Annotated in this window: 20 protein-coding genes; 8 read left to right on the top strand and 12 right to left on the bottom strand. The window is 62.7% G+C overall.

Going from position 1 to position 21,617, the window contains the following annotated elements:
* Window positions 1-22: 22 nt before the first annotated feature.
* From M5B42_RS22700 to M5B42_RS22680, 5 genes are all read right to left on the bottom strand, one after another.
* Window positions 23-1,375, bottom strand: coding sequence for an OprD family outer membrane porin (locus M5B42_RS22700; RefSeq protein WP_103495569.1), 1,353 nt, complete (start codon window positions 1,373-1,375; stop codon window positions 23-25).
* 202 nt (window positions 1,376-1,577) lie between these two features.
* Window positions 1,578-2,954, bottom strand: a complete 1,377-nt coding sequence (locus M5B42_RS22695) for a nucleobase:cation symporter-2 family protein (RefSeq protein WP_248747080.1) — start codon at window positions 2,952-2,954, stop codon at window positions 1,578-1,580.
* Between the two features lie 71 nt (window positions 2,955-3,025).
* Window positions 3,026-4,126, bottom strand: coding sequence for a DNA alkylation repair protein (locus M5B42_RS22690; protein ID WP_177103649.1), 1,101 nt, complete (start codon window positions 4,124-4,126; stop codon window positions 3,026-3,028).
* A 17-nt stretch (window positions 4,127-4,143) separates the two neighbouring features.
* Window positions 4,144-4,740 (bottom strand): cupin domain-containing protein, encoded by a 597-nt coding sequence (locus tag M5B42_RS22685; RefSeq protein ID WP_177103647.1) that lies wholly within the window; start codon window positions 4,738-4,740, stop codon window positions 4,144-4,146.
* A gap of 65 nt (window positions 4,741-4,805) precedes the next feature.
* Window positions 4,806-6,767, bottom strand: a complete 1,962-nt coding sequence (locus M5B42_RS22680; protein ID WP_248747079.1) for an FAD-dependent oxidoreductase — start codon at window positions 6,765-6,767, stop codon at window positions 4,806-4,808.
* A gap of 208 nt (window positions 6,768-6,975) precedes the next feature.
* Between M5B42_RS22680 and M5B42_RS22675 the strand changes: the two genes are divergently transcribed.
* Together M5B42_RS22675 and M5B42_RS22670 are read left to right on the top strand one after the other, a co-directional pair.
* Window positions 6,976-8,019, top strand: coding sequence for an ABC transporter substrate-binding protein (locus tag M5B42_RS22675; RefSeq protein WP_248747078.1), 1,044 nt, complete (start codon window positions 6,976-6,978; stop codon window positions 8,017-8,019).
* Window positions 8,020-8,093: 74 nt separating this feature from the next.
* Window positions 8,094-8,879: a class II aldolase/adducin family protein gene (locus tag M5B42_RS22670; RefSeq protein ID WP_103495563.1), complete on the top strand. Its 786-nt coding sequence runs from the start codon at window positions 8,094-8,096 to the stop codon at window positions 8,877-8,879.
* 151 nt (window positions 8,880-9,030) lie between these two features.
* On the opposite strand, the gene lpdA is transcribed toward M5B42_RS22670, so the two are convergent.
* The 4 genes from lpdA to M5B42_RS22650 are packed head-to-tail and all read right to left on the bottom strand — an operon-like array spanning window position 9,031 to window position 13,997.
* Entirely contained in the window at window positions 9,031-10,419 is a 1,389-nt protein-coding gene (lpdA, locus tag M5B42_RS22665; RefSeq protein ID WP_177103643.1) for a dihydrolipoyl dehydrogenase, read from the bottom strand.
* Between the two features lie 2 nt (window positions 10,420-10,421).
* Window positions 10,422-11,702: a dihydrolipoamide acetyltransferase family protein gene (locus M5B42_RS22660; protein ID WP_248747077.1), complete on the bottom strand. Its 1,281-nt coding sequence runs from the start codon at window positions 11,700-11,702 to the stop codon at window positions 10,422-10,424.
* Window positions 11,703-12,758, bottom strand: a complete 1,056-nt coding sequence (locus M5B42_RS22655) for an alpha-ketoacid dehydrogenase subunit beta (RefSeq protein ID WP_100940157.1) — start codon at window positions 12,756-12,758, stop codon at window positions 11,703-11,705.
* 3 nt (window positions 12,759-12,761) lie between these two features.
* Window positions 12,762-13,997, bottom strand: coding sequence for a 3-methyl-2-oxobutanoate dehydrogenase (2-methylpropanoyl-transferring) subunit alpha (locus M5B42_RS22650; RefSeq protein ID WP_103496451.1), 1,236 nt, complete (start codon window positions 13,995-13,997; stop codon window positions 12,762-12,764).
* Window positions 13,998-14,192: 195 nt separating this feature from the next.
* Between M5B42_RS22650 and bkdR the strand changes: the two genes are divergently transcribed.
* Window positions 14,193-14,681 (top strand): Bkd operon transcriptional regulator BkdR, encoded by a 489-nt coding sequence (gene bkdR, locus M5B42_RS22645; protein WP_103496452.1) that lies wholly within the window; start codon window positions 14,193-14,195, stop codon window positions 14,679-14,681.
* A 90-nt stretch (window positions 14,682-14,771) separates the two neighbouring features.
* On the opposite strand, the gene csrA is transcribed toward bkdR, so the two are convergent.
* Window positions 14,772-14,963, bottom strand: coding sequence for a carbon storage regulator CsrA (csrA, locus tag M5B42_RS22640; protein WP_100940160.1), 192 nt, complete (start codon window positions 14,961-14,963; stop codon window positions 14,772-14,774).
* A gap of 250 nt (window positions 14,964-15,213) precedes the next feature.
* Between csrA and M5B42_RS22635 the strand changes: the two genes are divergently transcribed.
* Window positions 15,214-15,597, top strand: a complete 384-nt coding sequence (locus tag M5B42_RS22635; RefSeq protein WP_247263383.1) for a hypothetical protein — start codon at window positions 15,214-15,216, stop codon at window positions 15,595-15,597.
* Window positions 15,598-15,720: 123 nt separating this feature from the next.
* Here the strand turns inward: M5B42_RS22635 and M5B42_RS22630 are convergent, their stop codons facing one another.
* Together M5B42_RS22630 and M5B42_RS22625 are read right to left on the bottom strand one after the other, a co-directional pair.
* A complete protein-coding gene (locus tag M5B42_RS22630; RefSeq protein ID WP_103496454.1) occupies window positions 15,721-16,410 on the bottom strand; it encodes an endonuclease I family protein in 690 nt (229 codons plus the stop codon).
* 4 nt (window positions 16,411-16,414) lie between these two features.
* The gene (locus M5B42_RS22625; RefSeq protein WP_100940163.1) at window positions 16,415-16,693 is read right to left on the bottom strand and encodes a DUF1654 domain-containing protein; all 279 of its coding nucleotides are present in this window, start codon (window positions 16,691-16,693) and stop codon (window positions 16,415-16,417) included.
* A gap of 358 nt (window positions 16,694-17,051) precedes the next feature.
* On the opposite strand from M5B42_RS22625, the gene M5B42_RS22620 reads away from it, so the two are divergent.
* Genes M5B42_RS22620 through M5B42_RS22605 form a run of 4 tightly spaced genes read left to right on the top strand, consistent with a single transcriptional unit; the run spans window position 17,052 to window position 21,617 of the window.
* On the top strand, window positions 17,052-18,011 hold the full coding sequence (locus M5B42_RS22620; RefSeq protein WP_152739917.1) for a sugar ABC transporter substrate-binding protein: 960 nt from the start codon (window positions 17,052-17,054) through the stop codon (window positions 18,009-18,011).
* A gap of 55 nt (window positions 18,012-18,066) precedes the next feature.
* Window positions 18,067-19,620 (top strand): sugar ABC transporter ATP-binding protein, encoded by a 1,554-nt coding sequence (locus M5B42_RS22615; protein WP_103496456.1) that lies wholly within the window; start codon window positions 18,067-18,069, stop codon window positions 19,618-19,620.
* A complete protein-coding gene (locus M5B42_RS22610; protein WP_177103639.1) occupies window positions 19,617-20,594 on the top strand; it encodes an ABC transporter permease in 978 nt (325 codons plus the stop codon). The genes M5B42_RS22615 and M5B42_RS22610 overlap by 4 nt, the downstream gene beginning before the upstream one ends.
* A gap of 3 nt (window positions 20,595-20,597) precedes the next feature.
* Window positions 20,598-21,617, top strand: coding sequence for a LacI family DNA-binding transcriptional regulator (locus M5B42_RS22605; RefSeq protein ID WP_248747076.1), 1,020 nt, complete (start codon window positions 20,598-20,600; stop codon window positions 21,615-21,617).

Raw genomic sequence — 21,617 nt, 5'->3', positions numbered from 1 at the left:
GGTCAGGGCTTACTGCGGTTTCCTACCAGATCGGGATCACATAACTCACGTAGAAGCGGTTTTCGTCCTGGATCGTCTGGCCGGTGATGTCCGGGCTTGCATGGGCATTCTGCCAGCGCACGCCGAGGCCTTTCAGTTGGCCGGTAGGGACGTTGTAGGCCAGGGAGATATCGCGTTCCCATTCCTTGGCATTCGGATCGGCCGGTGTACGGATCTGGTCGCCATGGACGTAGGTGGTGGCGAACACCAGGCCATTCACACCCAACTGGGCGAAGTCATATTTGTACTGCGCCAGCCAGCTGCGCTCACCCGCGTGCTGGAATTTGTTCAATTGCATATTGGTCAGTGCCGGGCTGTCGGCGCCCGAGCCCGGGCCCTGGAGTTCGGCACCGCTGTTCAGGCCGGAGTCCAGGTACGGGAAGTCGCTGTTGCCGCTGTTCTTCTGCACGCCGAGGCCGACGGTGTGGCCGGACAGGCTGTAGCTTTCCATCAGGCTGACGGTCGACTGGTTGATCCGGCCCTTGGTCAGGCCGTTGCCGTAGTAGCCGGCGGCCGAGTACTGGCTGTCGCCATCGGCGTTGCCGCCGGTGCCCAGGCTGCGGTAGGCGCGGAAGTCGCTGTCGATGGCGCCGACAGGCAGGGCGTCATGACGCTTGGCACCGAGGAAGGCCTGTTGGTAGTAGTCCGACAGGTTCGAGTACCAGGCGCTCAGGGTGGTGCCCGGGATACCGGCGTAGTCGGCACCGCCGTAGAGGAAGCGATCGCTTTTCTTGGTGCCGCCGGCGGTGATCATGCCGGTGTCGCCGGTTTCGTTGCGGATCTTGGTCTGGGTGATATCGCCGACGGTGAAAGTGAAGTTGTCCAGGTCCTTGGACACCAGTTGCGCACCGGTGTTGGTCTGGTGGTACAGACGGCCGTCGGTGTTGGCCAGCATCGGGTTGTTCTGGTACAGGGTACCGATGCGCAGTTCATCCTTGAGGAAACGTGCCTTGAACGTCGGGCTGATCACGCCGAACTGGTCGACGGACTTGCCGTTGTCCAGCGGGAACATACTGCCGGGGTAGCGGCCCTGGTGGGTTTTGTCGTCCAGGTCGCCGCCGGAGTCGAGCTTCAGGCCGTAGAACGCCTGCAGGTCCAGGCCCAGGCCGATGGTGCCGTCGGTGTAGCCGGACTTGAAGTCGAACTGGAAGCCCTGGCCCCAATCATGATAGCTCTTGGCCTTGGCCGTGCTGCCACTGACGCCTTGACCATCCTGGTTCAGGTAACGGTTAAGGAGGGTCACGTCGGCGTGACTGTCATCGATGAAATCCGCATGGGCGTAGATCGTGACACTCGCCAGGGCGGCGCCCACTAAGGGGCTCAACAGCTTGTTCATTGGGTTCGGATCCTAGTCACAGAATTGAAATAAGAGCAGCAAACTCTTGAAACAATTAAAGGGTCGGTATGTGACAGTTCCGAGTCAAAAGCCCCTTGCAGGACATGAACTTTAGTTTAATAAGAGCCTGATTTCGGTCAGGTTTTTTTCTGGCTGGAAGGCTCAAGACGGCGGCTTTCAAGACCGCCGCCGGTTTCGCTGATCAGGCTTTTTGTGCTTCTGGCAGGAACCAGTTCAGCAGCAGCGCACAGATGCCACCGGTGGCCACCCCGGACTCCAGCACGTTACGCAGCGCCGCCGGCATATGGGCGAGGAATTCCGGTACCTGGGAGACGCCAAGGCCCAGGGCCAGGGACACGGCGATGATCAGCAGCGCGCGGCGGTCCAGGTGGATGCTGGCGAGGATATTGATGCCCGAGGCCGTCACCGTGCCGAACATCACCATGGCCGCGCCACCGAGCACCGGCTCGGGCACCGCCTGGATCGCCCCGGCCACCGAGGGGAACAGGCCGAGCAGCACCAGCATCAGGGCGATCCATTTGCCGATATGCCGGCTGGCGATGCCGGTCAACTGAATCACCCCGTTGTTCTGGGCGAAGATCGAGCTGGGAAAGGTGTTGAACAGCCCCGCGAGCAAAGAGTTGGCGCCGTTGACCAGCACGCCGCCCTTGATCCGTTGCATCCACAGCGGGCCTTCCACCGGCTGGCGCGACACCTTGCTGGTGGCGGTGACGTCACCGATGGCTTCCAGGGAGGTCACCAGGTAGATCACCAGCATCGGAATGAACAGCGCCCAGGAGAAATCCAGGCCGAAATGCAGCGGCGTGGGGATCTGGAACAGCGCGGCCTCGTGCATGCCGGTGAAGTTCAGCCGACCCAGGTAGCCGGCCAGGGCATAGCCGACCGCCAGGGCGATAACGATGGCGCAGCTGCGCATCCACACCAGCGGGATGCGGTTGAGGACCACGATGATCGTCAGCACCACGCCGGACAGCAGCAGGTTCTCGCCGTTGGCGAAGGTGCCGTTGGCCATGGCGCTGAAACCACCACCCATGCTGATCAGGCCGACCTTGATCAGGGTCAGGCCGATCATCAGCACGACGATGCCGGTCACCAGCGGGGTGATCATGCGTTTGACGAAGGGCAGGATCCGCGAGATGCCCATCTCGACAAAGGAACCGGCGATGACCACGCCGAAGATCGCCGCCATCACCGCTTCCACCGGCGTGCCTTGCTTGACCATCAGCGCGCCGCCGGCAATCAGCGGGCCGACGAAGTTGAAGCTGGTGCCCTGGACGATCAACAGCCCGGCGCCGAAGGGGCCGAAGCGGCGGCACTGGACGAAGGTGGCGATACCGGAGATCACCAGGGACATCGAGACGATCAGGTTGGTGTCCCGCGCCGACACGCCCAGGGCCTGGCAGATCAGCAGGCCGGGGGTGACGATGGGCACGATGATCGCCAACAGATGTTGCAGCGCTGCCAGAAGGCCGATCAGCAGGCGGGGGCGGTCCTCGAGGCCGAGGATCAGTTCGCTGGCCTGGGGCTCGGCGGCGGGCGGAGTCTGGTGAGCGGTCATGGCGGGGCCCTGGAAAAAATGAGGTCGCGATTCTACTGGGCTTGGCGCGGGGCGCCCAGCTTCGGTGGGGCTTATTCGAGAATATCGAAACCACTGCTGCCCAGGCGCTCGCCATTGACCAGCAAATGCACGGCGTGATGACCGCTGTAGTGCTTGCGGGTAGTCAGTTCGCGGATGTGCTGGCGGCGGCTCAGGGTTTCACTGGCGCCGGCGGCCAGGTGCAGGGTCTTGAGCTTGAAAACCTTGCTCGAGGTGGCGCCCGAGGCCTTCACGTAGTCGATAGCGTAGTCGATCACCAGCTTCTGGCTGGCGGTAGCGCTAGAGGCCAGGGTGAAGGAGAGGGTGACGCTGTCGCCGAGGCGGATCACGGCGGGCGCGACCTTCAAGTCCAGCACCTCGACCTGGGCCTTGGCACCGGCGCCCATCAGCGTAAGGGCGCGCGGGTTGCCCTGTTTGATCAAGCTGCGCAGGGCGTGACGGGCAATCCAGGCGGTGCGCGGGTCGTCCAGCGACCAGCCTTCGATCAGTTCCAGCACCCAGTCGGGATGTTCCTTGGTGATGTCGTTGAGGTGGTTGGCTACCGATTTGCGCACGTAGAGGCTGTCGTCGGCTTTGAGCGTGTCGAGTATGTCGGCGGCGAGGCTTGGGTCGGCCTGGATCCTGGCCAGCCGGAAGGACCATGGCAGGCGCGGTCGCGAGCCTTCGCTGGCAAGACGGCGAACATGTTCGTTGGGGTCCCGGGACCAGGTTTTCATCACCGCCAGGGTGCGTTCGAAATCGTTGAGCAGAAAATGCCGTATGGCGAACTCCGAGGAGCCGAAGGCGGTGAAGTACTTCAGCGCGTCCATCGACAGTTCGAAATCCTTGGCCCCGTAACTCGCCACATAGTGCGGCAGGCACATGCTGACAAAGGCGCTGTTCAGGCGCGGGGCGAGCTGGTGCAGCAGCTTGAGGGACTGCTTGTAGCTCAGGGGCAGCACCGCGTGCAGGCTTTCGCTGACCCGCGCCAGACGCTGCATGATCGACAGCTCGTCCAGGCCCTCATGAGTGCGGCTGATAAAGCCGGCGCTGTCGAAGTCGGGGTACACCGCGCGCATTTCGTGGGCGATATGCTGCAGGCGTTCGCTGTTGAAGATTTCCTTCAGCGCCGGGGCGGCTTGTTCGGTGCTCATGACGGGACCTTGTGGGGTTAGAACGTGGGCGGGGTGATGACCCAGATGACCACGGCGTCGACCTCGCCGGGGTTGCCATAGCGGTGCGGTTCCTGGCTGGAGAAGCTGAAGCTGTCACCCTCGACCAGTTGGAAATGACGCTCACCGACCCACAGCTCGAAAATCCCGGACAGCAGGTAGCCGGCTTCCTCGCCTTCATGGCTGTAGCTTTGCTGGCTGTAGGTGCCCGGGGGGAAGCGCGAATGGAGCATTTCCAGCTGGCGGTTGGGTTGCGGGGTCAGCAGTTGGTCGACGATGCCGTCTTCGTAGTGCACGCTCAGGCGGCTGTTCTTGCGCACCACGTAGCCGTTGTCTTCGGGGGCGGTGATGGCTTCGCTGGCGAAGAACCACTGGATGGTCACGCCCAGGCTGCGGGCGATATTGAACAGGGCCGGGATCGACGGGTAGGCGAGGTTGCGCTCCAGCTGGCTGATATAACCGGCGGTGAGTTCGGCCTGGGTCGCCAGTTCGGTCAGGGTCATGCCACGCCGTTTGCGCAGGCCGCGAATGCGCGTGCCGAGAAACTGCGGGCCCGCGGCGGCGCTGTCACCGGCGGGCGTTGGGGCGTTGCTCATGGCCTGCTCCAATCCTTGAAAGGGCCGCAGTATAAGGCACTTGGCGAGTGCTGAGGATGTGACTGTCAGATCTCCCAGGCGACCTTCAGCCCTTCATAGATCGCTTCCTCCACCGTGCGCGGCGCCAGGCAGTCGCCGATCCGGCGGAACTCCACCAAGCCCTGCAATTCATCACCCAGGGTATCGACCGGTTGATGCCCCTGGCACAGCACCAGGGTGTCGACCTCTTCGAACAACATCGGCTCACCGCTGGCGGTATGTTGCAGGTACACAGTGCTGTCGTCGCAGCCATAGAGCCGGGCATACGGCGTGATGGGAATGCCCAGGCGATGCAGCTCGCCGGCCAGTTGATCGCGTACATACAGCGGCAGGCTCTCGCCGCAATGGGTGCCGTTGACCGCCAGTCGCACCTGATGCCCGGCCCGCACCAGACGCTCTGCGATGCCCGGCCCGATCCAGTCGCAACGCCAGTCGACCACCACCACCGAGCGGCCGATCTTCACTTCGTCACGCAGCACCTGCCAGGCATCCACCACCTGCAATTCACCTCCGCGCTCAAAGGCCGGCCAGTAAGGTTCGGCACCGGTGGCGACAATCACCAGATCCGGCTGCTCGCGTTCCACCAGCGCCCGGTCGACCCGGGTATTGCGCACCACCCGCACCCCGGCCAGTTCCATTTCCCGTTGCAGGTTGGTGCTGGCGCCGCCGAACTCGCTGCGCCGTGGCAGCAATTGCGCCAGCAACACCTGGCCGCCCAGCTGCGAACTGGCCTCGTACAGCGTCACCTCATGTCCACGCTGCGCCGCCACGGCCGCGGCTTTCATCCCGGCTGGGCCGCCACCGGCAATCATCACGCGCTTGCGCTTGGCCGTAGCAATCAACTGCCCGTACTGCAATTCGCGCCCGGTTTCCGGGTGCTGGATACAGCTGATCGGCAGGCCCTTGTGGAAATGTCCGATACAGGCCTGGTTGCAGGCAATACAGGCGCGAATATCTTCGCTATGGCCGCTATCGGTCTTGTTCGGCATCTGTGGGTCGCAGATCAGCGCCCGGGTCATGCCGCAGACATCGGCCTGGCCACGGGACAGGATCAACTCGGCTTCCTGGGGCTGGTTGATCCGCCCGGTGACGAACAGCGGAATCGACAGACTGGCCTTGAAGGTGCCGGCTTCCTTCGCCAGATAGGCGGCTTCGATGGCCATCGGCGGGACGATATGGATCGCGCCACCGAGGGATGCCGAGGTCCCGGCGACGATATGCACATAGTCCAGTTCGCCTTGCAGTTGCACCACGGCGGCCAGGGACTCGTCCTCGGTCAGGCCTTCGGCATCGCGCTCGTCGGCGGAAATCCGCAGGCCGATGATGAACTGCTCGTCAGTGGCCGCGCGCACGGCGGCGATCACTTCTCGAAGGAAACGCAGGCGCTGTTCCAGCTCACCGTTGTAGCCGTCGGTGCGGCGATTGACCCGTGGGTTGATGAACTGCGCCGGCAGGTAACCGTGACTGGCGACCACTTCCACGCCGTCGATCCCGGCCTGGTGCAAGCGCCGCGCCGCCGCCGCGTAACCGCCGACGATCTCGTCGATCATCGCCTGGTCCAGCGCCCGCGGCATGACCCGGAAGCGCTCGTTGGGCACGCAGGACGCCGAGTAGGCGACCGCCAGCAGGCCGTCGCTGGACTCCATGATTTCCCGGCCCGGATGGAAGATCTGCGACAGCACCAGGGTGCCGTGGGCATGACAGGTCTCGGCCAGCCGCCGATAGCCGCCGATGCAGGCATCGTCGGTGGCCATCAGCACATGGGAGGTATAACGCGCACTGTCGTGAACCCCCGCCACCTGCAACACGATCAGGCCGACACCGCCCTCGGCGCGGGCCCGGTGATAGGCGATCAACTGTTCGTTGACCAGGTTGTCGGTGGGCATGGAGGTGTCGTGTCCGCTGGACATGATGCGGTTCTTCAGGCGCTTGCCACGCAGCTGCAAGGGTTCGAACAAATGATGAAAGGCGTGCGGCGACGTCGACATGGCAAGGCTCCAGGCGGCCCGGGATCGAACGCGGGCGGTTGTTATTATTGTTCCATGAAAATTTACCTGTAGTAAAAAATCAACTTGTTTTTTTACTTTGCCTTGGGTTAGCTTCAAATCACGCCTGCTGACCGGGCGTACCTCATACAACAAAAAAATGGATCGCCAGGTGCTTCGGACCCGGGCGATACCGCACGAGGACTCATCGATGAAATCGAACACCCGCAAGTACGGTTTTTATCCCTTGCTCCTGACGCTGGCCATGGGCAGTGCCCAGGCCGGCCAGGACATGGTGGTGGTCGGCTATGGCGGCGCCGGGCAGAAAGCCCAGGACACGGCGTTCTTCCAGCCTTTCAGCACCAAGGACGGCAGCAAGCTGATCCAGAGCGAATACAACGGTGAAATGGCCAAGATCAAGGTCATGGTCGACACCGGCAGCGTGGACTGGGATGTGGTGCAGATCGAAGGACCGGATTTGATGCGCGGGTGTGACGAGGGCATGTATGAACGCCTCGATTGGAAGCAGATCGGCCATGCCGACCAACTGATCCCCGACGCCGCCCAGGAGTGCGGCTCGGCGGCGTTGGTGTGGAGCGTCGCCATCGCCTACGACACCGACAAGGTGGCGCGGCCGCCGACTTCCTGGGCCGACTTCTGGGATGTGAAGACCTTTCCCGGCAAGCGCGGCCTGCGCAAGCGCGCGGTGTACAACCTGGAGTTCGCGCTGATGGCGGACGGGGTGAAGGCCGAGGACGTGTATACGGTGTTGAGCACGCCCAAAGGGGTCGACCGGGCCTTTGCCAAGCTCGACCAGCTCAAGCCCTACATCCAGTGGTGGGAGGCGGGCGCCCAGCCGGCGCAGTGGCTGATGGCCGGCGATGTGGTCATGACTTCGACCTACAGCGGACGCGTGGCCGCCGCCGCGCAGCAGGGCAGCCATCTGGCGCTGGTCTGGCCGCAGAGCCTGTATGGCATGGATTACTGGGCGATCATCAAGGGCTCGAAACACGTCGACCAGGCCAAGCGTTTTATTGCTTTTGCCAACCAGGCCGATGCCCAGGTCAACTATGTGCGGCAGATTCCCTACGGCCCGACCAATACCGAGGCGGCCGCGCGGCTGGATCCGAGCCTGGCGAAGTGGGTGCCGACGGCACCGCAGAACCTCAAGGGCGCGTTGTCGATGAACGTGGCATTCTGGAACGATCACGGCGAGGAGCTTGAAGAACGTTTCAATGCCTGGGCAAGCAAGTAAAGTAGCGGCAGCCGGGCGCCTTTGAGCGTGCCGGCTGCCTGATTCGATCCATTCTGCCTGAGGGAGTGATCCGCTTGAACGACCTTCTGCACACCGCCGCCGCGCCGGCGGCCATCGAGCGTCAATTGCGCGAGCAACTGGCGGCCTGTTACCGGTTGATCGCGCACTTTCGCATGACCGACCTGATCTTCACCCATATCTCCCTGCGCTTGCCGGGGCCTGATCATCATTTCCTGATCAACCCCTATGGGCTGATGTTCGAGGAAATCACTGCGTCGAGTCTGGTGAAGATTGGTCTGGATGGGCGGGCGGTGGAGGACTCGCCGTATCCGGTGAACCCGGCCGGGTTTGTGATTCACAGTGCGATTCATGGTGCGCGCGAGGATGCGCAGTGTGTGTTGCACACTCATACCCGCGCGGGTTGCGCGGTGGCGGCGCTCAAGTGCGGGTTGTTGCCGGTCAACCAGATTTCCATGGAGTTCTTCGGGCGCACGGCTTATCACGACTATGAGGGCGTGGCGCTGGATCTGGATGAGCAGGCGCGGTTGGTGCAGGACCTGGGGGACAAGTCGGTGATGCTGTTGCGCAACCATGGTTTGCTGACGGTGGGCGAGAGCGTGGCCCAGGCGTTTTTCCGCATGTATTACCTGGAGAAGGCCTGCGAGATCCAGATTGCGGCCCAGGCGTGTGGGGAGTTGGTGTTACCGTCGGACGCGGTGTGCGCCCATACCGAGCGACAGTTCAATGACCCGGGCCGGCCGCTGGAGGAGGGGCAGTTGAGCGACCCGGATGCCATGGGGTTGGCGTGGGCGGCGATGTTGCGGTTGCTGGATCGGGTAGCGCCGGGGTATCGGGATTAACACTTAGGGAGTGTTGGACTCGTTTTTGTGGGAGCGGAGCTTGCCCGCGAAGAACGATAACGCGGTGTATCTGATACTCCGCGTGTTCTCGAGATTCGCGGGCAAGCTCCGCTCCCACAGTGTCCGTGTTCAGCCCATGGATCAGCGGTGTTTAGAGGTGCAACGCATGCCCCAACGCCCGCAGCGCTGCTTCCTGCACCGCTTCACCCAAGGTCGGATGGGCATGGATGGTCCCGGCGATATCTTCCAGACAGGCCCCCATTTCCAGGGACTGCCCGAACGCCGCCGCCAGTTCCGAAACCCCGGCACCCACCGCCTGCCAGCCGACAATCAGATGATTGTCACGCCGCGCCACCACCCGTACGAAACCGCTTTTCGATTCCAGGGTCATGGCCCGACCATTGGCCGCAAACGGGAAGCTCGACACCAGGCAATCCAGCCCGGCGGCCTTGGCTTCATCCGGCGTCTTACCGACCACCACCAACTCCGGATCGGTAAAGCACACCGCCGCAATCGCCGTCGGATTGAACTCGCGATGCTGGCCGGCAATCACCTCGGCGACCATCTCGCCCTGGGCCATGGCCCGGTGTGCGAGCATCGGTTCGCCGGTCAGGTCGCCGATGGCCCAGACATTGCGCATGCTGGTCTGGCAACGGTTGTCGATCTTGATCGCCGCGCCGTTCATCTCCAGTGCCAGGGCTTCAAGGTTCCAGCCCTGGGTACGCGGTTTGCGTCCCACGGCTACCAGCACCTGGTCGGTCACCAGTTGCAGGGTTTCCCCTTGGGGATCGCGCACCGACAGGGTGTTTGACGTCGCATCGAAACCTTCGACGCTATGCCCCAGATGCACGGTAATACCCAGGGCCTTGATCGACTCGGCCACCGGCTGGGTCAGTTCACGGTCATAGGTCGGCAGGATGCGGTCGCGAGCTTCCACGACCGTCACCTCGGCCCCCAGCTTGCGGTAGGCAATCCCCAGCTCCAGGCCGATATAGCCGGCGCCGACCACGGTCAGGCGCTTGGGTATCGAGGTCGGAGCCAGCGCTTCGGTAGACGAAATAATCGCCCCGCCAATCGGCAGCATCGGCAGGTTCACCGTCTGCGAACCGCTGGCCAGCAGCAGGTGTTCGCACTGGATACGCAAGCCATCGACCTCGACATGCTTGCCGTCGATCACCTTGGCCCAGCCATGGATCACCTTGACGCCATTCTTCTTCAGCAATGCCGCGACGCCGCTGGTCAGGCGGTCGACAATCCCGTCCTTCCATTCGACGCTCTTGCCGATATCCAGGGTTGGTGCCGACACCTTGATCCCCAGCGGCGAAGTGTCGCCACTGTAGCGCTGGGTGGTATGGAACTGCTCGGCGACATGGATCAGCGCCTTGGACGGAATGCAGCCGACGTTCAGGCAGGTGCCGCCCAGCGCCTGGCCTTCCACCAGCACGGTGGGAATGCCCAGCTGGCCGGCACGAATGGCCGCGACATAACCGCCGGGGCCGCCGCCGATGATCAACAGGGTGGTGTTTTGGGTCTGTTGCATGATCACTCCACAAACAGGCTGGCGGGTTGTTCGAGCAAGCCGCGAATGGCCTGGATGAATTGGGCCGCGTCCATGCCGTCGACCACCCGGTGATCGAAGGAACTGGACAGGTTCATCATCTTGCGGATGACGATCTGGCCCTTGATGACCACGGGCCGCTCGACAATGCGGTTGACCCCGACAATGGCCACTTCCGGCAGGTTCAGCACCGGTGTGCTGACAATCCCGCCCAATGCCCCGAGGCTGGTCAGGGTGATGGTCGAACCGGACATTTCATCGCGACTGGCCTTGCCGCTCCGGGCCGCCTGGGCCAGGCGGTTGATCTCGTCCGCGGTGCCCCATAGGTTGAGGCTCTCGGCGTGGCGCACCACCGGCACCATCAGGCCGCCGTCGGTCTGCGCGGCGACCCCGACATGCACCGCGCCATGGCGGGTGATGACCTGGGCTTCGTCGTCATAACGCACGTTGATCTGCGGGAAGTCCCGCAGGGCCACGACCATCGCCCGCACCAGGAAGGGCAGCAGGGTCAGCTTGCCGCGGCTGTCGCCGTACTTGTGATTCAGGTGGACGCGCAGCTCTTCGAGGGCGGTGACATCCACTTCCTCGACATAGCTGAAGTGGGCGGCGCGGCGCTTGGCATCCTGCATGCGCTGGGCGATCTTGCGGCGCAGGCCGATCACCGGGATCTGCTGTTCGTCGGTGCGCCTGGCATAGCTGGCAACGGCCGGGGCCGGTTGCTCGCTCTGGGCCAGGTAAGCGTCGAGGTCGTCGTGCAGGATGCGCCCGGCCGGGCCGCTGCCGTGGACAAAACGCAATTCGATCCCGGCATCCCAGGCGCGTTTGCGCACGGCCGGGGAGGCCAGCGGACGTTCATCGGCGGCACGGGCCACCGGGGCCGGGCGAGGCGCTGCGGCGCTGGTTGGCGCCGGTTTGGCGACGGGCTTGCTCGGCGCTTCAGCTTCGGCAACCGGCTTTTCCACGATGGCCACAGGTGCTGCTTTCGGCGCAGGCGCTTCAGTGCCTTCGCGCAGGTTGCCGGCGCCTTCCACTTCGATGCTGATCAGCACGCTGCCGACCGCCATGACTTCACCGGGCACACCGCCCAGGGCAATGACCTTGCCGTGGACAGGCGAGGGAATATCGACCATGGCCTTGTCGGTCATGACATCCGCCAGCACCTGGTCTTCGACCACCAGGTCACCGACCTGCACGTGCCACTGGGACAGTTCGACTTCTGCGATGCCTTCGCCAATGTCCGGCATCTTGATGATATGAGTACCCATTCAGACCTCCATGACCCGTTTCAAGGCCGCACCGACCCGTACCGGACCTGGGAAATAAGCCCATTCCTGTGCGTGGGGGTAAGGCGTGTCCCAGCCGGTGACGCGCTCGATCGGCGCTTCCAGGTAATGGAAGCAATGCTCCTGGACCAGGGCGATCAGCTCGGCACCGAAGCCGCAGGTGCGGGTGGCTTCGTGGACGACGACACAACGACGGGTTTTCTTCACGGAATTGACGATGGTTTCCAGGTCCAGCGGCCAGAGGCTGCGCAGGTCGATGACTTCGGCGTCGACCCCGGTTTCCTCGGCGGCGGCCTGGGCCACATAGACGGTGGTGCCGTAGGTGAGAATGGTCACTTCGCTGCCGGGGCGGACAATCGCCGCGCAGTCCAGCGGCACGGTGTAGTAGCCCTCGGGCACGGCACTGGCCGGGTGCTTGGACCACGGCGTTACCGGACGCTCGTGATGGCCGTCGAACGGACCGTTGTACAGGCGCTTGGGCTCAAGAAAGATCACCGGGTCATCGTTCTCGATAGCGGCGATCAGCAGGCCCTTGGCGTCATAGGGGTTGGACGGCATCACCGTGCGCAGGCCGCAGACCTGGGTGAACATCGCTTCCGGGCTCTGGCTGTGGGTCTGGCCGCCATAGATGCCGCCGCCGCAGGGCATGCGCAGGGTCATCGGTACGGTGAACTCGCCGGCGGAGCGATAGCGTATCCGCGCGGCTTCCGAGACGATCTGGTCGGAGGCGGGGTAGAAATAGTCGGCGAACTGGATTTCCGCCACCGGGCGCAGGCCATAGGCGCCCATGCCGACGGCGACGCCGACAATGCCGCTTTCCGAGATCGGCGCGTCAAACACCCGCGAGGTGCCGTACTTGCCCTGCAGGCCTTCTGTGCAGCGGAACACACCGCCGAAGTAGCCTACGTCCTGGCCGAACACCACCACGTTGTCGTCGCGCTCGAGCATCACATCCATGGCCGAGCGCAGGGCCTGGATCATGGTCATGGTGCTGGTGGCCACGGCGTTCTCCGTTTGCAGTTTGCTGTGATCGTTCATGGCTTATAACCCCAATTCCTGACGCTGCCGGCGCAAGTGCTCGGGCATGTCCTTGTAGACGTCCTCGAAGATGGTCGCGGCGCTGGGCATCTGCCCGCCGGCCAGGGTGCCGAAGCGTTCGGCTTCCTTCTGCGCGGCAATGATCTCGGCTTCCAGTTCGGCGCTGACGGCGGCGTGCTCTTCCTCGGACCATTGGCCGATGGCAATCAGATGCTGCTTGAGGCGCAGGATCGGGTCGCCCAGGGGGAAGTGGCTCCAGTCGTCGGCGGGACGGTACTTGGACGGATCGTCGGAGGTGGAGTGCGGGCCGGCGCGGTAGGTGACCCACTCGATCAGGGTCGGCCCGAGGTTGCGCCGGGCCCGTTCGGCGGCCCAGACGGAGGCCGCGTAGACGGCGATGAAGTCGTTGCCGTCGACCCGCAGCGAAGCGATGCCGCAGCCCACGCCACGCCCGGCGAAGGTGGTGGCTTCACCGCCGGCGATGGCCTGGAAGGTGGAGATCGCCCACTGGTTGTTGACCACGTTGAGGATTACCGGGGCGCGGTAGACGTGGGCGAAGGTCAGGGCGGTGTGGAAGTCCGACTCGGCGGTGGCGCCGTCGCCGATCCAGGCGGAAGCAATCTTGGTATCGCCCTTGATCGCCGACGCCATGCCCCAGCCGACGGCCTGGACGAACTGGGTGGCCAGGTTGCCGGAAATGGTGAAGAAACCATGGTCACGCACCGAGTACATGATCGGCAGTTGCCGGCCCTTGAGCGGATCGCGCTCGTTGGACAGCAGCTGGCAGATCATGTCCACCAGCGGTACGTCCCGGGCCATCAGGATGCTCTGCTGGCGGTAGGTGGGGAAGCACATGTCGTCGAGGTTCAAAGCCAGGGCCTGGGCGCTGCCGATGGCCTCCTCGCCGAGGCTCTGCATGTAGAACGACATTTTTTTCTGGCGCTGGGCAACCACCATGCGCGTGTCGAAGATCCGGGTCTTGAGCATGGCGCGCATGCCCTGGCGCAGGATCGCCACCGGCACGCCTTCGGCCCAGGGGCCAAGGGCCTGGCCCTGGTCGTCGAGCACGCGGATCAGGCCTTTGGCCAAATCGGCGGTGTCGGCGGGTTCGACGTCGATAGGGGGTTTGCGGACCTGGCCGGCATCGGTCAGGCGCAGGTAACTGAAGTCGGTCTTGCAACCCGGACGGCCTGAGGGTTCAGGAACGTGCAGGCGCAGCGGTGCGTACGCTGGGTTCATGGCTTTCTACGCTCTATCTTGTGAATTTCTTGTAGTGGGCGCGCGAGCTGGCAGTCATCCCCTGGGTAAGGGAAATCTTGTCCTACAACAATCATAGGCCGGTCGTGGGAGAATATTTCTCTCTGTTTCGTTGCGCTCAAGACGATTTGCAGATAAAAAATCTGCATAACCATAAAAAGCAGGTGTTTTTATCTCATGCGCAAACTGGATCGCACCGATATCGGGATTCTCAACAGCCTTCAGGAGAATGCCCGCATCACCAACGCCGACCTCGCCCGTTCGGTCAACCTGTCGCCCACGCCTTGCTTCAACCGGGTCAAGGCCATGGAGGAACTGGGGCTGATTCGCGAGCAGGTGACCTTGCTCGATCCGGAATTGCTCGGCCTGCACGTCAACGTGTTTATCCATGTCAGCCTGGAAAAACAGGTGGAAGAGGCGTTGCAGCATTTCGAGGCGGCGATTGCCGATCGGCCGGAAGTGATGGAGTGCTACCTGATGGCCGGGGACCCGGACTATCTGATCCGCGTGCTGGTGCCGACGATCCAGGCGCTGGAGCGCTTCATGATGGATTTTCTGACCAAGGTGCCGGGGGTGGCGAACATCCGCTCCAGTTTTGCCCTCAAGCAGGTGCGCTACAAGACGGCGCTGCCGTTGCCGGCGGGCGGTCTGATCCTGGGCAGTTGAGAAAACGGGGGAGGTTGAGCCAGTAGCGAGGAGAGGGGGGAGCTTTCGTCAGCCGCGGCCAATGGCAGGGCTGACGAGGGAGCGGGCTTGTTACTTTGGTTCTTTGTCTCCGGCAGACAGGCCGGCCTGGATGCGCTGGTAAATCTCTTCACGGTGCACGGCAACGTCTTTGGGAGCGTTGATGCCCACCCGGACTTGCTGGCCGCTAACGCCCAGAATCGTGATCGTGATGTTGTCACCGATGTTGATGCTTTCACCGACTTTGCGGGTGAGTATCAGCATGTCTTTCTCCTTGAATGTTACTAAGGTGCCTTTCTCAGGCATTCCTGGCTTAGGTCTTACACACAGAATACCGCTAAGTGCATTCGAACGGGTGGCTCATTACAGACGTCATTTCATTCTATTTAATTCCCCAGAGTCGGAAAATCGTCGGTAATTCAGCCTGATAAGACCGCCACAGCCAGTGGAACGAGGTTAAGACAGGCTGCAAGGTGATAAAATCACATTAACTGATCATTACGGGAGACGCTTTGTGCGCAGAATAGCAGTGATGATGGCACTCGTGGTGCTGGGCGGTTGTGGTGATGGCTCGGGAAACAAGGTTGAGCCGACGAAAGTGGCTTCGCCGGTGGTCGTGGCGGCGCCGCCGGTGGTCGGCGGTTGGGATCTGTTGATCAAGGATGACAAGACCAAGGCCCTCACCGATTGGACGGCGTGGCTGATCGAACACGGTTATCCGTTCAAGATCCTCGATGACGGCAAGGTCATTGCCGGGCCGTTCGCGAGCAAGGAAATTGCCGAGCAGAAAAAGGCGCAACTGGCCGACAAGCAGAACATGGATTCCGAGGTGGTGGAGCACAAGGCGCCCGCCGACAGCTCAGCACCCAATACCGCTGCGCCGGCGCCGGGCTACTGAGCCTGTAGCAGGGCTTGTCGCGGTCCCTGTGGGAGCTGAGCTTGCTCGCGAAGAGGCCCGTGGGAACGCTAAAAGCTTCGCGGGCGAGCACCGCTCCCACAGTGATCGTGTTCTCAAGAGGGCTTAGCCGCAGGCCTTGAGGTTCACAGGCCCGACAAAGCCGTTGCCGTGGCCCATGACGCAGGCCACGCTCTGGTTGCGTTGGCGTTCCCAGGCCTGGACCGGGTAGGTCTTGTTCCAGGCTTCGTACAGCTGACGGTCCTGCCTCGACAGGCGCAGGCCGTACTGCTTGCTCATGTAGAAATAGGTCCGCGCGATCATCCCGCGAATCGACGGGCGTGGCATGACCTTCTTGGCCTTGAAGTCGACCTGGGTCAGACAGGAACCGTACTGGCCCTTTTGCACCGGCAACCAGCCGAAGCTGAAGTTGCTGCGGTCGCCGTTGACCTCGCCGATGCTCGGCACCAGGTTGTGCAGATCGGCCTCGGCCTTTTTGTAGGTCGCGTCGTTCTGGCTGCAGTTCTTGCGTCCGCCCTGTTGCCAGCACTGGCGCTGATGGCCGATCTGCCAGGCCGGGACAATATGTTCCCACTCGATGCGTTCAGCCCGCTTGGCATTCTTGCGTGGTACATAGCCGCAGGCCGCGAGGTCGACCCGGTTGCCGTTGTACTTGCAGCCACAATAAAACTCCGTGGACTGCCGCGCGTAGAGCTTCCAGGCGACCTTCTTGGCTTCGGCAAAGGTGCGGGGTGCCTCGGCCTGGGCCGGTAAAACACAGAAAAAACACAGCAAAGCGATAAAGCGGACAATCATTGGTTCAGTCTTCCTTCGGCACAACCCAGAAAATCTGCACGCCACCGTCGTCGCGGTAGGCCAGCGTGACGTTGTCGTTCTCGGCAATTTCCTCGAGCAGTTGCTCCCACTCGTCCACCGGTTCGTCCGGCAGCCGAAAGAGCAGGGCGGCCTTGGCTTTTTGCGCGTTCGGCGAGTTGATGATTTTCTGGACGCGCAGGCCCATGCGTTCGTAGGTGCTGGGGGTTGCGGAGGCGGAAGTTGAGTTGGCCACGGAACAATCCTTAATTAGCTGTACGTGCATACAGTATTTAACTGTAAGCCATTTCGCAACTGTCAGGGAATGATGAGGTGCTTCTGACAACGCTTTTTGCGATTTGGTGCACGCCAATCAAGAAATTATTAGGTTTTACAGTGGGATGCGCAGTATGACGGTGAAAGCTGGGGGCCACCGCCAGGGAAATCCTCGCCCGACCCCGTCGAGGATGCGTTGTTTGTAAGATGGGCGACTATGCTGTGACAGACCGTTGACAAATCCTCGCAATATTCCCATAGTTGGATTACGCAAACGTTTGCGCGAACCGTTTCCAGGGCTGTGCACACGCATTTCCCGTCACGCTCCTGGCGTTGCTCACAACAATCATAAGATCCGGAGTAAACCCATGAAGTTGCCATTCGCTGGACGCCTTCTTGCTGTCGCCGTACTTGCTGCCGCCTCCGCTACCCTGCCGCTGTCCCAGGCCTTCGCTGCCGACGCCGCCGCCAAACCCAAAGTCGGCCTGGTGATGAAATCCCTCGCCAACGAGTTCTTCCGCACCATGGAAGACGGCGCCAAGGATTACCAGAAAGCCCACACCGCCGATTTCGACCTGATCTCCAACGGCATCAAGAACGAAACCGACACCACCGCGCAGATCGACATCGTCAACCAGATGATCGTCTCCAAGGTCAACGCCATCGTGATCGCCCCGGCCGACTCCAAGGCCATGGTCTCGGTGATCAAGAAAGCCAAGGATGCCGGGATCGTCGTCATCAACATCGACAACCAGCTCGACGCCGGCGTGCTGAAAAGCAAAGGCATCGAAGTGCCGTTCGTAGGGCCTGACAACCGCAAGGGCGCGCGCCTGGTCGGCGAGTACCTGGCCAAGCAACTGAAAGCCGGTGACGAAGTCGGCATCATCGAAGGGGTGTCCACCACCACCAACGCCCAGATGCGTACCGCCGGTTTCACCGATGCGATGAAAGCCGCGGACATGAAGATCGTCTCCGTGCAGTCCGGCGATTGGGAAATCGACAAGGGCAACGCAGTGGCCTCGGCGATGCTCAACGAATACCCGAACCTCAAGGCGCTGCTGGCCGGCAACGACAGTATGGCCCTGGGCGCGGTCTCCGCCGTCCGTTCGGCGGGCAAGGCCGGCAAGGTGCAGGTGGTCGGTTATGACAATATCAACGCCATCAAACCGATGCTCCAGGACGGTCGTGTGCTCGCCACCGCCGACCAGTTCGCTGCCCGCCAGGCGGTGTTCGGCATCGAAACCGCACTGAAAATCATCAAGGGCGAAAAAGTCGACAGCAAGGACGGCGTGATCGAAACCCCGGTCGAGCTGGTACTGAAGAAGTAAACCTCTCGCCGTTCAACGTGCCCGCTCGTCCTGAGCGGGCGCATGGAGACTCCCTATGTCATCTTCCGCTCCGAACGCTGTCCTGTCGGTCAGCGGTATCGGCAAGACCTATGCGCAACCTGTCCTCAGCAACATCGACCTGACGTTGCTGCGCGGCGAAGTGTTGGCGCTGACCGGTGAAAACGGTGCCGGTAAAAGCACGCTGTCGAAGATCATCGGCGGGCTGGTCACACCGACCACCGGGCAGATGCTGTTCAACGGTCGCGCCTATACCCCGGGCAGCCGGACCCAGGCTGAAGAGCTGGGTATCCGCATGGTCATGCAGGAACTCAATCTGCTGCCGACATTGTCCGTGGCGGAAAACCTGTTTCTCGACAACCTGCCCAGCCACGGTGGCTGGATCAGTCGCAAGCAGTTGCGCAGCGCCGCCATTGAAGCCATGGCCCAGGTCGGCCTGGATGCCATCGACCCGGACACCCTGGTGGGCGAGTTGGGCATCGGTCACCAGCAGATGGTGGAAATTGCCCGTAACCTGATCGGCGATTGCCATGTGCTGATTCTCGACGAGCCGACCGCGATGCTCACGGCCCGCGAAGTCGAAATGCTGTTCGACCAGATCACCCGCCTGCAAGCCCGTGGCGTGGCGATCATCTATATCTCCCACCGGCTCGAAGAACTGGCCCGGGTCGCCCAGCGCATTGCGGTGTTACGCGACGGCAACCTGGTCTGTGTCGAGCCGATGGCCAATTACAACAGCGAGCAACTGGTCAACCTGATGGTCGGCCGCGAGCTGGGCGAACATATGGACATGGGCGTGCGCAAGATTGGCGCGCCGGCCCTGACCGTCAAGGGCCTGAGCCGTGCGGACAAGGTGATCGACGTTTCCTTCGAGGTGCGCGCCGGTGAGATCTTCGGGATTTCCGGCCTGATCGGTGCCGGTCGTACCGAGCTGCTGCGGCTGATCTACGGCGCGGATATCGCCGACAGCGGCACGGTGGGCCTGGGCGCCTCGGCGCAGGTCGCGGACATTCGTTCGCCGGTCGACGCGGTGCGTCATGGCATCGCTTTGATCACTGAAGACCGCAAGGGTGAGGGACTGCTGCTGACGCAATCCATCAGCGCCAATATCGCCCTGGGCAATATGCCGGCGATTTCCAGCGGTGGCGTGGTCAACGGCCGTGACGAGACGGCGCTGGCACGGCGTCAGATCGATGCCATGCGCATTCGCAGTTCCAGCCCGGATCAACTGGTGTCCGAGCTGTCCGGCGGCAACCAGCAGAAGGTGGTGATCGGCCGCTGGCTGGAGCGCGACTGCGCGGTGCTGCTGTTCGATGAACCGACCCGCGGGATCGACGTCGGCGCCAAGTTCGATATCTATGCCTTGTTGGGCGAACTGACCCGCCAGGGCAAGGCCCTGGTGGTGGTGTCCAGCGACCTGCGCGAACTGATGCTGATCTGCGACCGCATCGGCGTGCTCTCGGCCGGACGCCTGATCGAGACCTTCGAGCGTGAGAGCTGGACCCAGGATGAGTTGCTTGCCGCCGCGTTCGCCGGCTACCAAAAACGTGATGCGTTGCTCAATGAAGCGGCGCCCAGGAATACCCTATGAAAAATGCACCTTCTGCCGGCAAGACCTCGCGTCACTTCTATGGCCTGGGCACCTACCTGGGCCTGGCGGGCGCGTTGCTCGCCATGATCATCCTGTTTTCCAGCCTGAGCAGTCATTTCCTCTCCTATGACACCTTCAGCACCCTGGCCAACCAGATTCCCGACCTGATGGTGCTGGCGGTGGGCATGACCTTCGTGCTGATCATCGGCGGCATCGACCTGTCGGTGGGCTCGGTCCTGGCCCTGGCGGCTTCGGCGGTCAGCGTGGCGATCCTCGGTTGGGGCTGGGGCGTGTTGCCGGCTTCCGTGCTGGGAATGGGGTGCGCGGCGTTGGCCGGCACCGTGACCGGTTCGATCACCGTGGCCTGGCGCATTCCGTCGTTTATCGTGTCCCTCGGCGTGCTGGAAATGGCCCGTGGTTTGGCCTACCAGATGACCGGCTCGCGCACCGCCTATATCGGCGACTCGTTCGCCTGGCTGTCGAATCCGGTGGCCTTTGGTATTTCGCCGTCGTTCATCATTGCCTTGCTGGTGATTGTCGTTGCCCAACTGGTGCTGACGCGGACCGTGTTCGGCCGTTACCTGATCGGCATCGGTACCAACGAGGAAGCCGTGCGCCTGGCGGGGATCAATCCCAAGCCCTACAAGATCCTGGTGTTCAGCCTGATGGGCCTGCTCGCCGGTGTCGCCGCGCTGTTCCAGATCTCGCGCCTGGAAGCGGCGGACCCGAATGCCGGTTCCGGCCTGGAGCTGCAAGTGATTGCCGCCGTGGTGATCGGCGGCACCAGCCTGATGGGCGGCCGTGGTTCGGTGATCAGCACCTTCTTCGGCGTACTGATCATCTCGGTGCTGGCGGCGGGGCTGGCGCAGATCGGTGCCACCGAGCCGACCAAACGCATCATCACCGGTGCGGTAATCGTGATCGCGGTGGTACTCGATACCTACCGCAGCCAACGCGCCCGTCGGCGGACCTGAGGCATGGCTACCATCAAGGATGTGGCCGCATTGGCCGGGATCTCCTACACCACGGTGTCCCATGTGCTGAACAAGACGCGGCCGGTGAGCGAGCAGGTGCGGCTCAAGGTCGAAGCGGCGATTGCCCAGCTCGACTATGTGCCCAGCGCCGTGGCGCGCTCGTTGAAAGCCAAGACCACCGCGACCATCGGCCTGCTGGTGCCCAACAGCCTCAACCCGTACTTCGCCGAGCTGGCGCGGGGCATCGAGGATTACTGTGAGCGCAACAACTACTGCGTGATCCTCTGCAACTCCGATGACGACCCGGACAAGCAGCGCAGCTACCTGCGGGTGCTGCTGGAGAAACGGGTCGACGGTTTGATCGTCACCTCCACCGGCGGCGATGACAGCTTTGCCGGCGGCTTGGCGGCGGTACGCACGCCCATGGTCATTGTCGACCGGGGCATTGCCGGGGTCGAAGTCGACCTGGTGCGTATCGACCACGAAGAGGGCGCTTATCTCGCGACCCGGCACCTGCTGGAACTGGGTCATCGGGCGATTGCCTTTATCGGTGGCCCGGCCGATACCAGCGTGGCGCAGATGCGTCTGGCCGGTTATCGGCGCGCCCTCGAACAGGCGTCCGTGCAAGTGCCCGAGCGTTGGGTGGTGGAAAGCGATTTCACCAGCACCGGCGGTTATCAGGCGGCGGCCGTGCTCCTGGAGCAGGACCGGCCCAGCGCGATCTTCGCCGGCAACGACATGCTCGGCATCGGCGTGTTGCGAGCGGCGGCGGAACGCAATATCCGCGTGCCCAGCGAGCTGTCGGTGATCGGTTTCGACGATATCCAGATGAGCCGTTATGTCTACCCGGCGCTGACCACGGTCGGCCAGTCGATTCTCCAATTGGGGGAAACGGCGGCCGAAATGCTCTTGAACCGGATCGCCACGCCGCTGCTGGCGGTTGACCGGCGGATCGTGACACCCAGTATTGTCCTGCGCGAATCGACGGCCGCGGTGCCGGGTGTGTTTGCGCAATACCGCTGA

Origin of the sequence: Pseudomonas sp. MWU12-2037, assembly GCF_023242345.1 — a bacterium.
Lineage (GTDB): Bacteria > Pseudomonadota > Gammaproteobacteria > Pseudomonadales > Pseudomonadaceae > Aquipseudomonas > Aquipseudomonas gingeri_D.
This window is presented reverse-complemented; position numbering and strand designations above follow the sequence as displayed.

Excerpts from the sequence above, each read along its gene's own strand:
- M5B42_RS22700 (WP_103495569.1), bottom strand. The coding sequence starts at position 1,375 with ATGAACAAGCTGTTGAGCCCCTTAGTGGGCGCCGCCCTGGCGAGTGTC.
- M5B42_RS22695 (WP_248747080.1), bottom strand. The coding sequence starts at position 2,954 with ATGACCGCTCACCAGACTCCGCCCGCCGCCGAGCCCCAGGCCAGCGAA.
- M5B42_RS22690 (WP_177103649.1), bottom strand. The coding sequence starts at position 4,126 with ATGAGCACCGAACAAGCCGCCCCGGCGCTGAAGGAAATCTTCAACAGC.
- M5B42_RS22685 (WP_177103647.1), bottom strand. The coding sequence starts at position 4,740 with ATGAGCAACGCCCCAACGCCCGCCGGTGACAGCGCCGCCGCGGGCCCG.
- M5B42_RS22680 (WP_248747079.1), bottom strand. The coding sequence starts at position 6,767 with ATGTCGACGTCGCCGCACGCCTTTCATCATTTGTTCGAACCCTTGCAG.
- M5B42_RS22675 (WP_248747078.1), top strand. The coding sequence starts at position 6,976 with ATGAAATCGAACACCCGCAAGTACGGTTTTTATCCCTTGCTCCTGACG.
- lpdA (WP_177103643.1), bottom strand. The coding sequence starts at position 10,419 with ATGCAACAGACCCAAAACACCACCCTGTTGATCATCGGCGGCGGCCCC.
- M5B42_RS22660 (WP_248747077.1), bottom strand. The coding sequence starts at position 11,702 with ATGGGTACTCATATCATCAAGATGCCGGACATTGGCGAAGGCATCGCA.
- M5B42_RS22655 (WP_100940157.1), bottom strand. The coding sequence starts at position 12,758 with ATGAACGATCACAGCAAACTGCAAACGGAGAACGCCGTGGCCACCAGC.
- M5B42_RS22650 (WP_103496451.1), bottom strand. The coding sequence starts at position 13,997 with ATGAACCCAGCGTACGCACCGCTGCGCCTGCACGTTCCTGAACCCTCA.
- bkdR (WP_103496452.1), top strand. The coding sequence starts at position 14,193 with ATGCGCAAACTGGATCGCACCGATATCGGGATTCTCAACAGCCTTCAG.
- csrA (WP_100940160.1), bottom strand. The coding sequence starts at position 14,963 with ATGCTGATACTCACCCGCAAAGTCGGTGAAAGCATCAACATCGGTGAC.
- M5B42_RS22630 (WP_103496454.1), bottom strand. The coding sequence starts at position 16,410 with ATGATTGTCCGCTTTATCGCTTTGCTGTGTTTTTTCTGTGTTTTACCG.
- M5B42_RS22625 (WP_100940163.1), bottom strand. The coding sequence starts at position 16,693 with ATGCACGTACAGCTAATTAAGGATTGTTCCGTGGCCAACTCAACTTCC.
- M5B42_RS22620 (WP_152739917.1), top strand. The coding sequence starts at position 17,052 with ATGAAGTTGCCATTCGCTGGACGCCTTCTTGCTGTCGCCGTACTTGCT.
- M5B42_RS22615 (WP_103496456.1), top strand. The coding sequence starts at position 18,067 with ATGTCATCTTCCGCTCCGAACGCTGTCCTGTCGGTCAGCGGTATCGGC.
- M5B42_RS22610 (WP_177103639.1), top strand. The coding sequence starts at position 19,617 with ATGAAAAATGCACCTTCTGCCGGCAAGACCTCGCGTCACTTCTATGGC.
- M5B42_RS22605 (WP_248747076.1), top strand. The coding sequence starts at position 20,598 with ATGGCTACCATCAAGGATGTGGCCGCATTGGCCGGGATCTCCTACACC.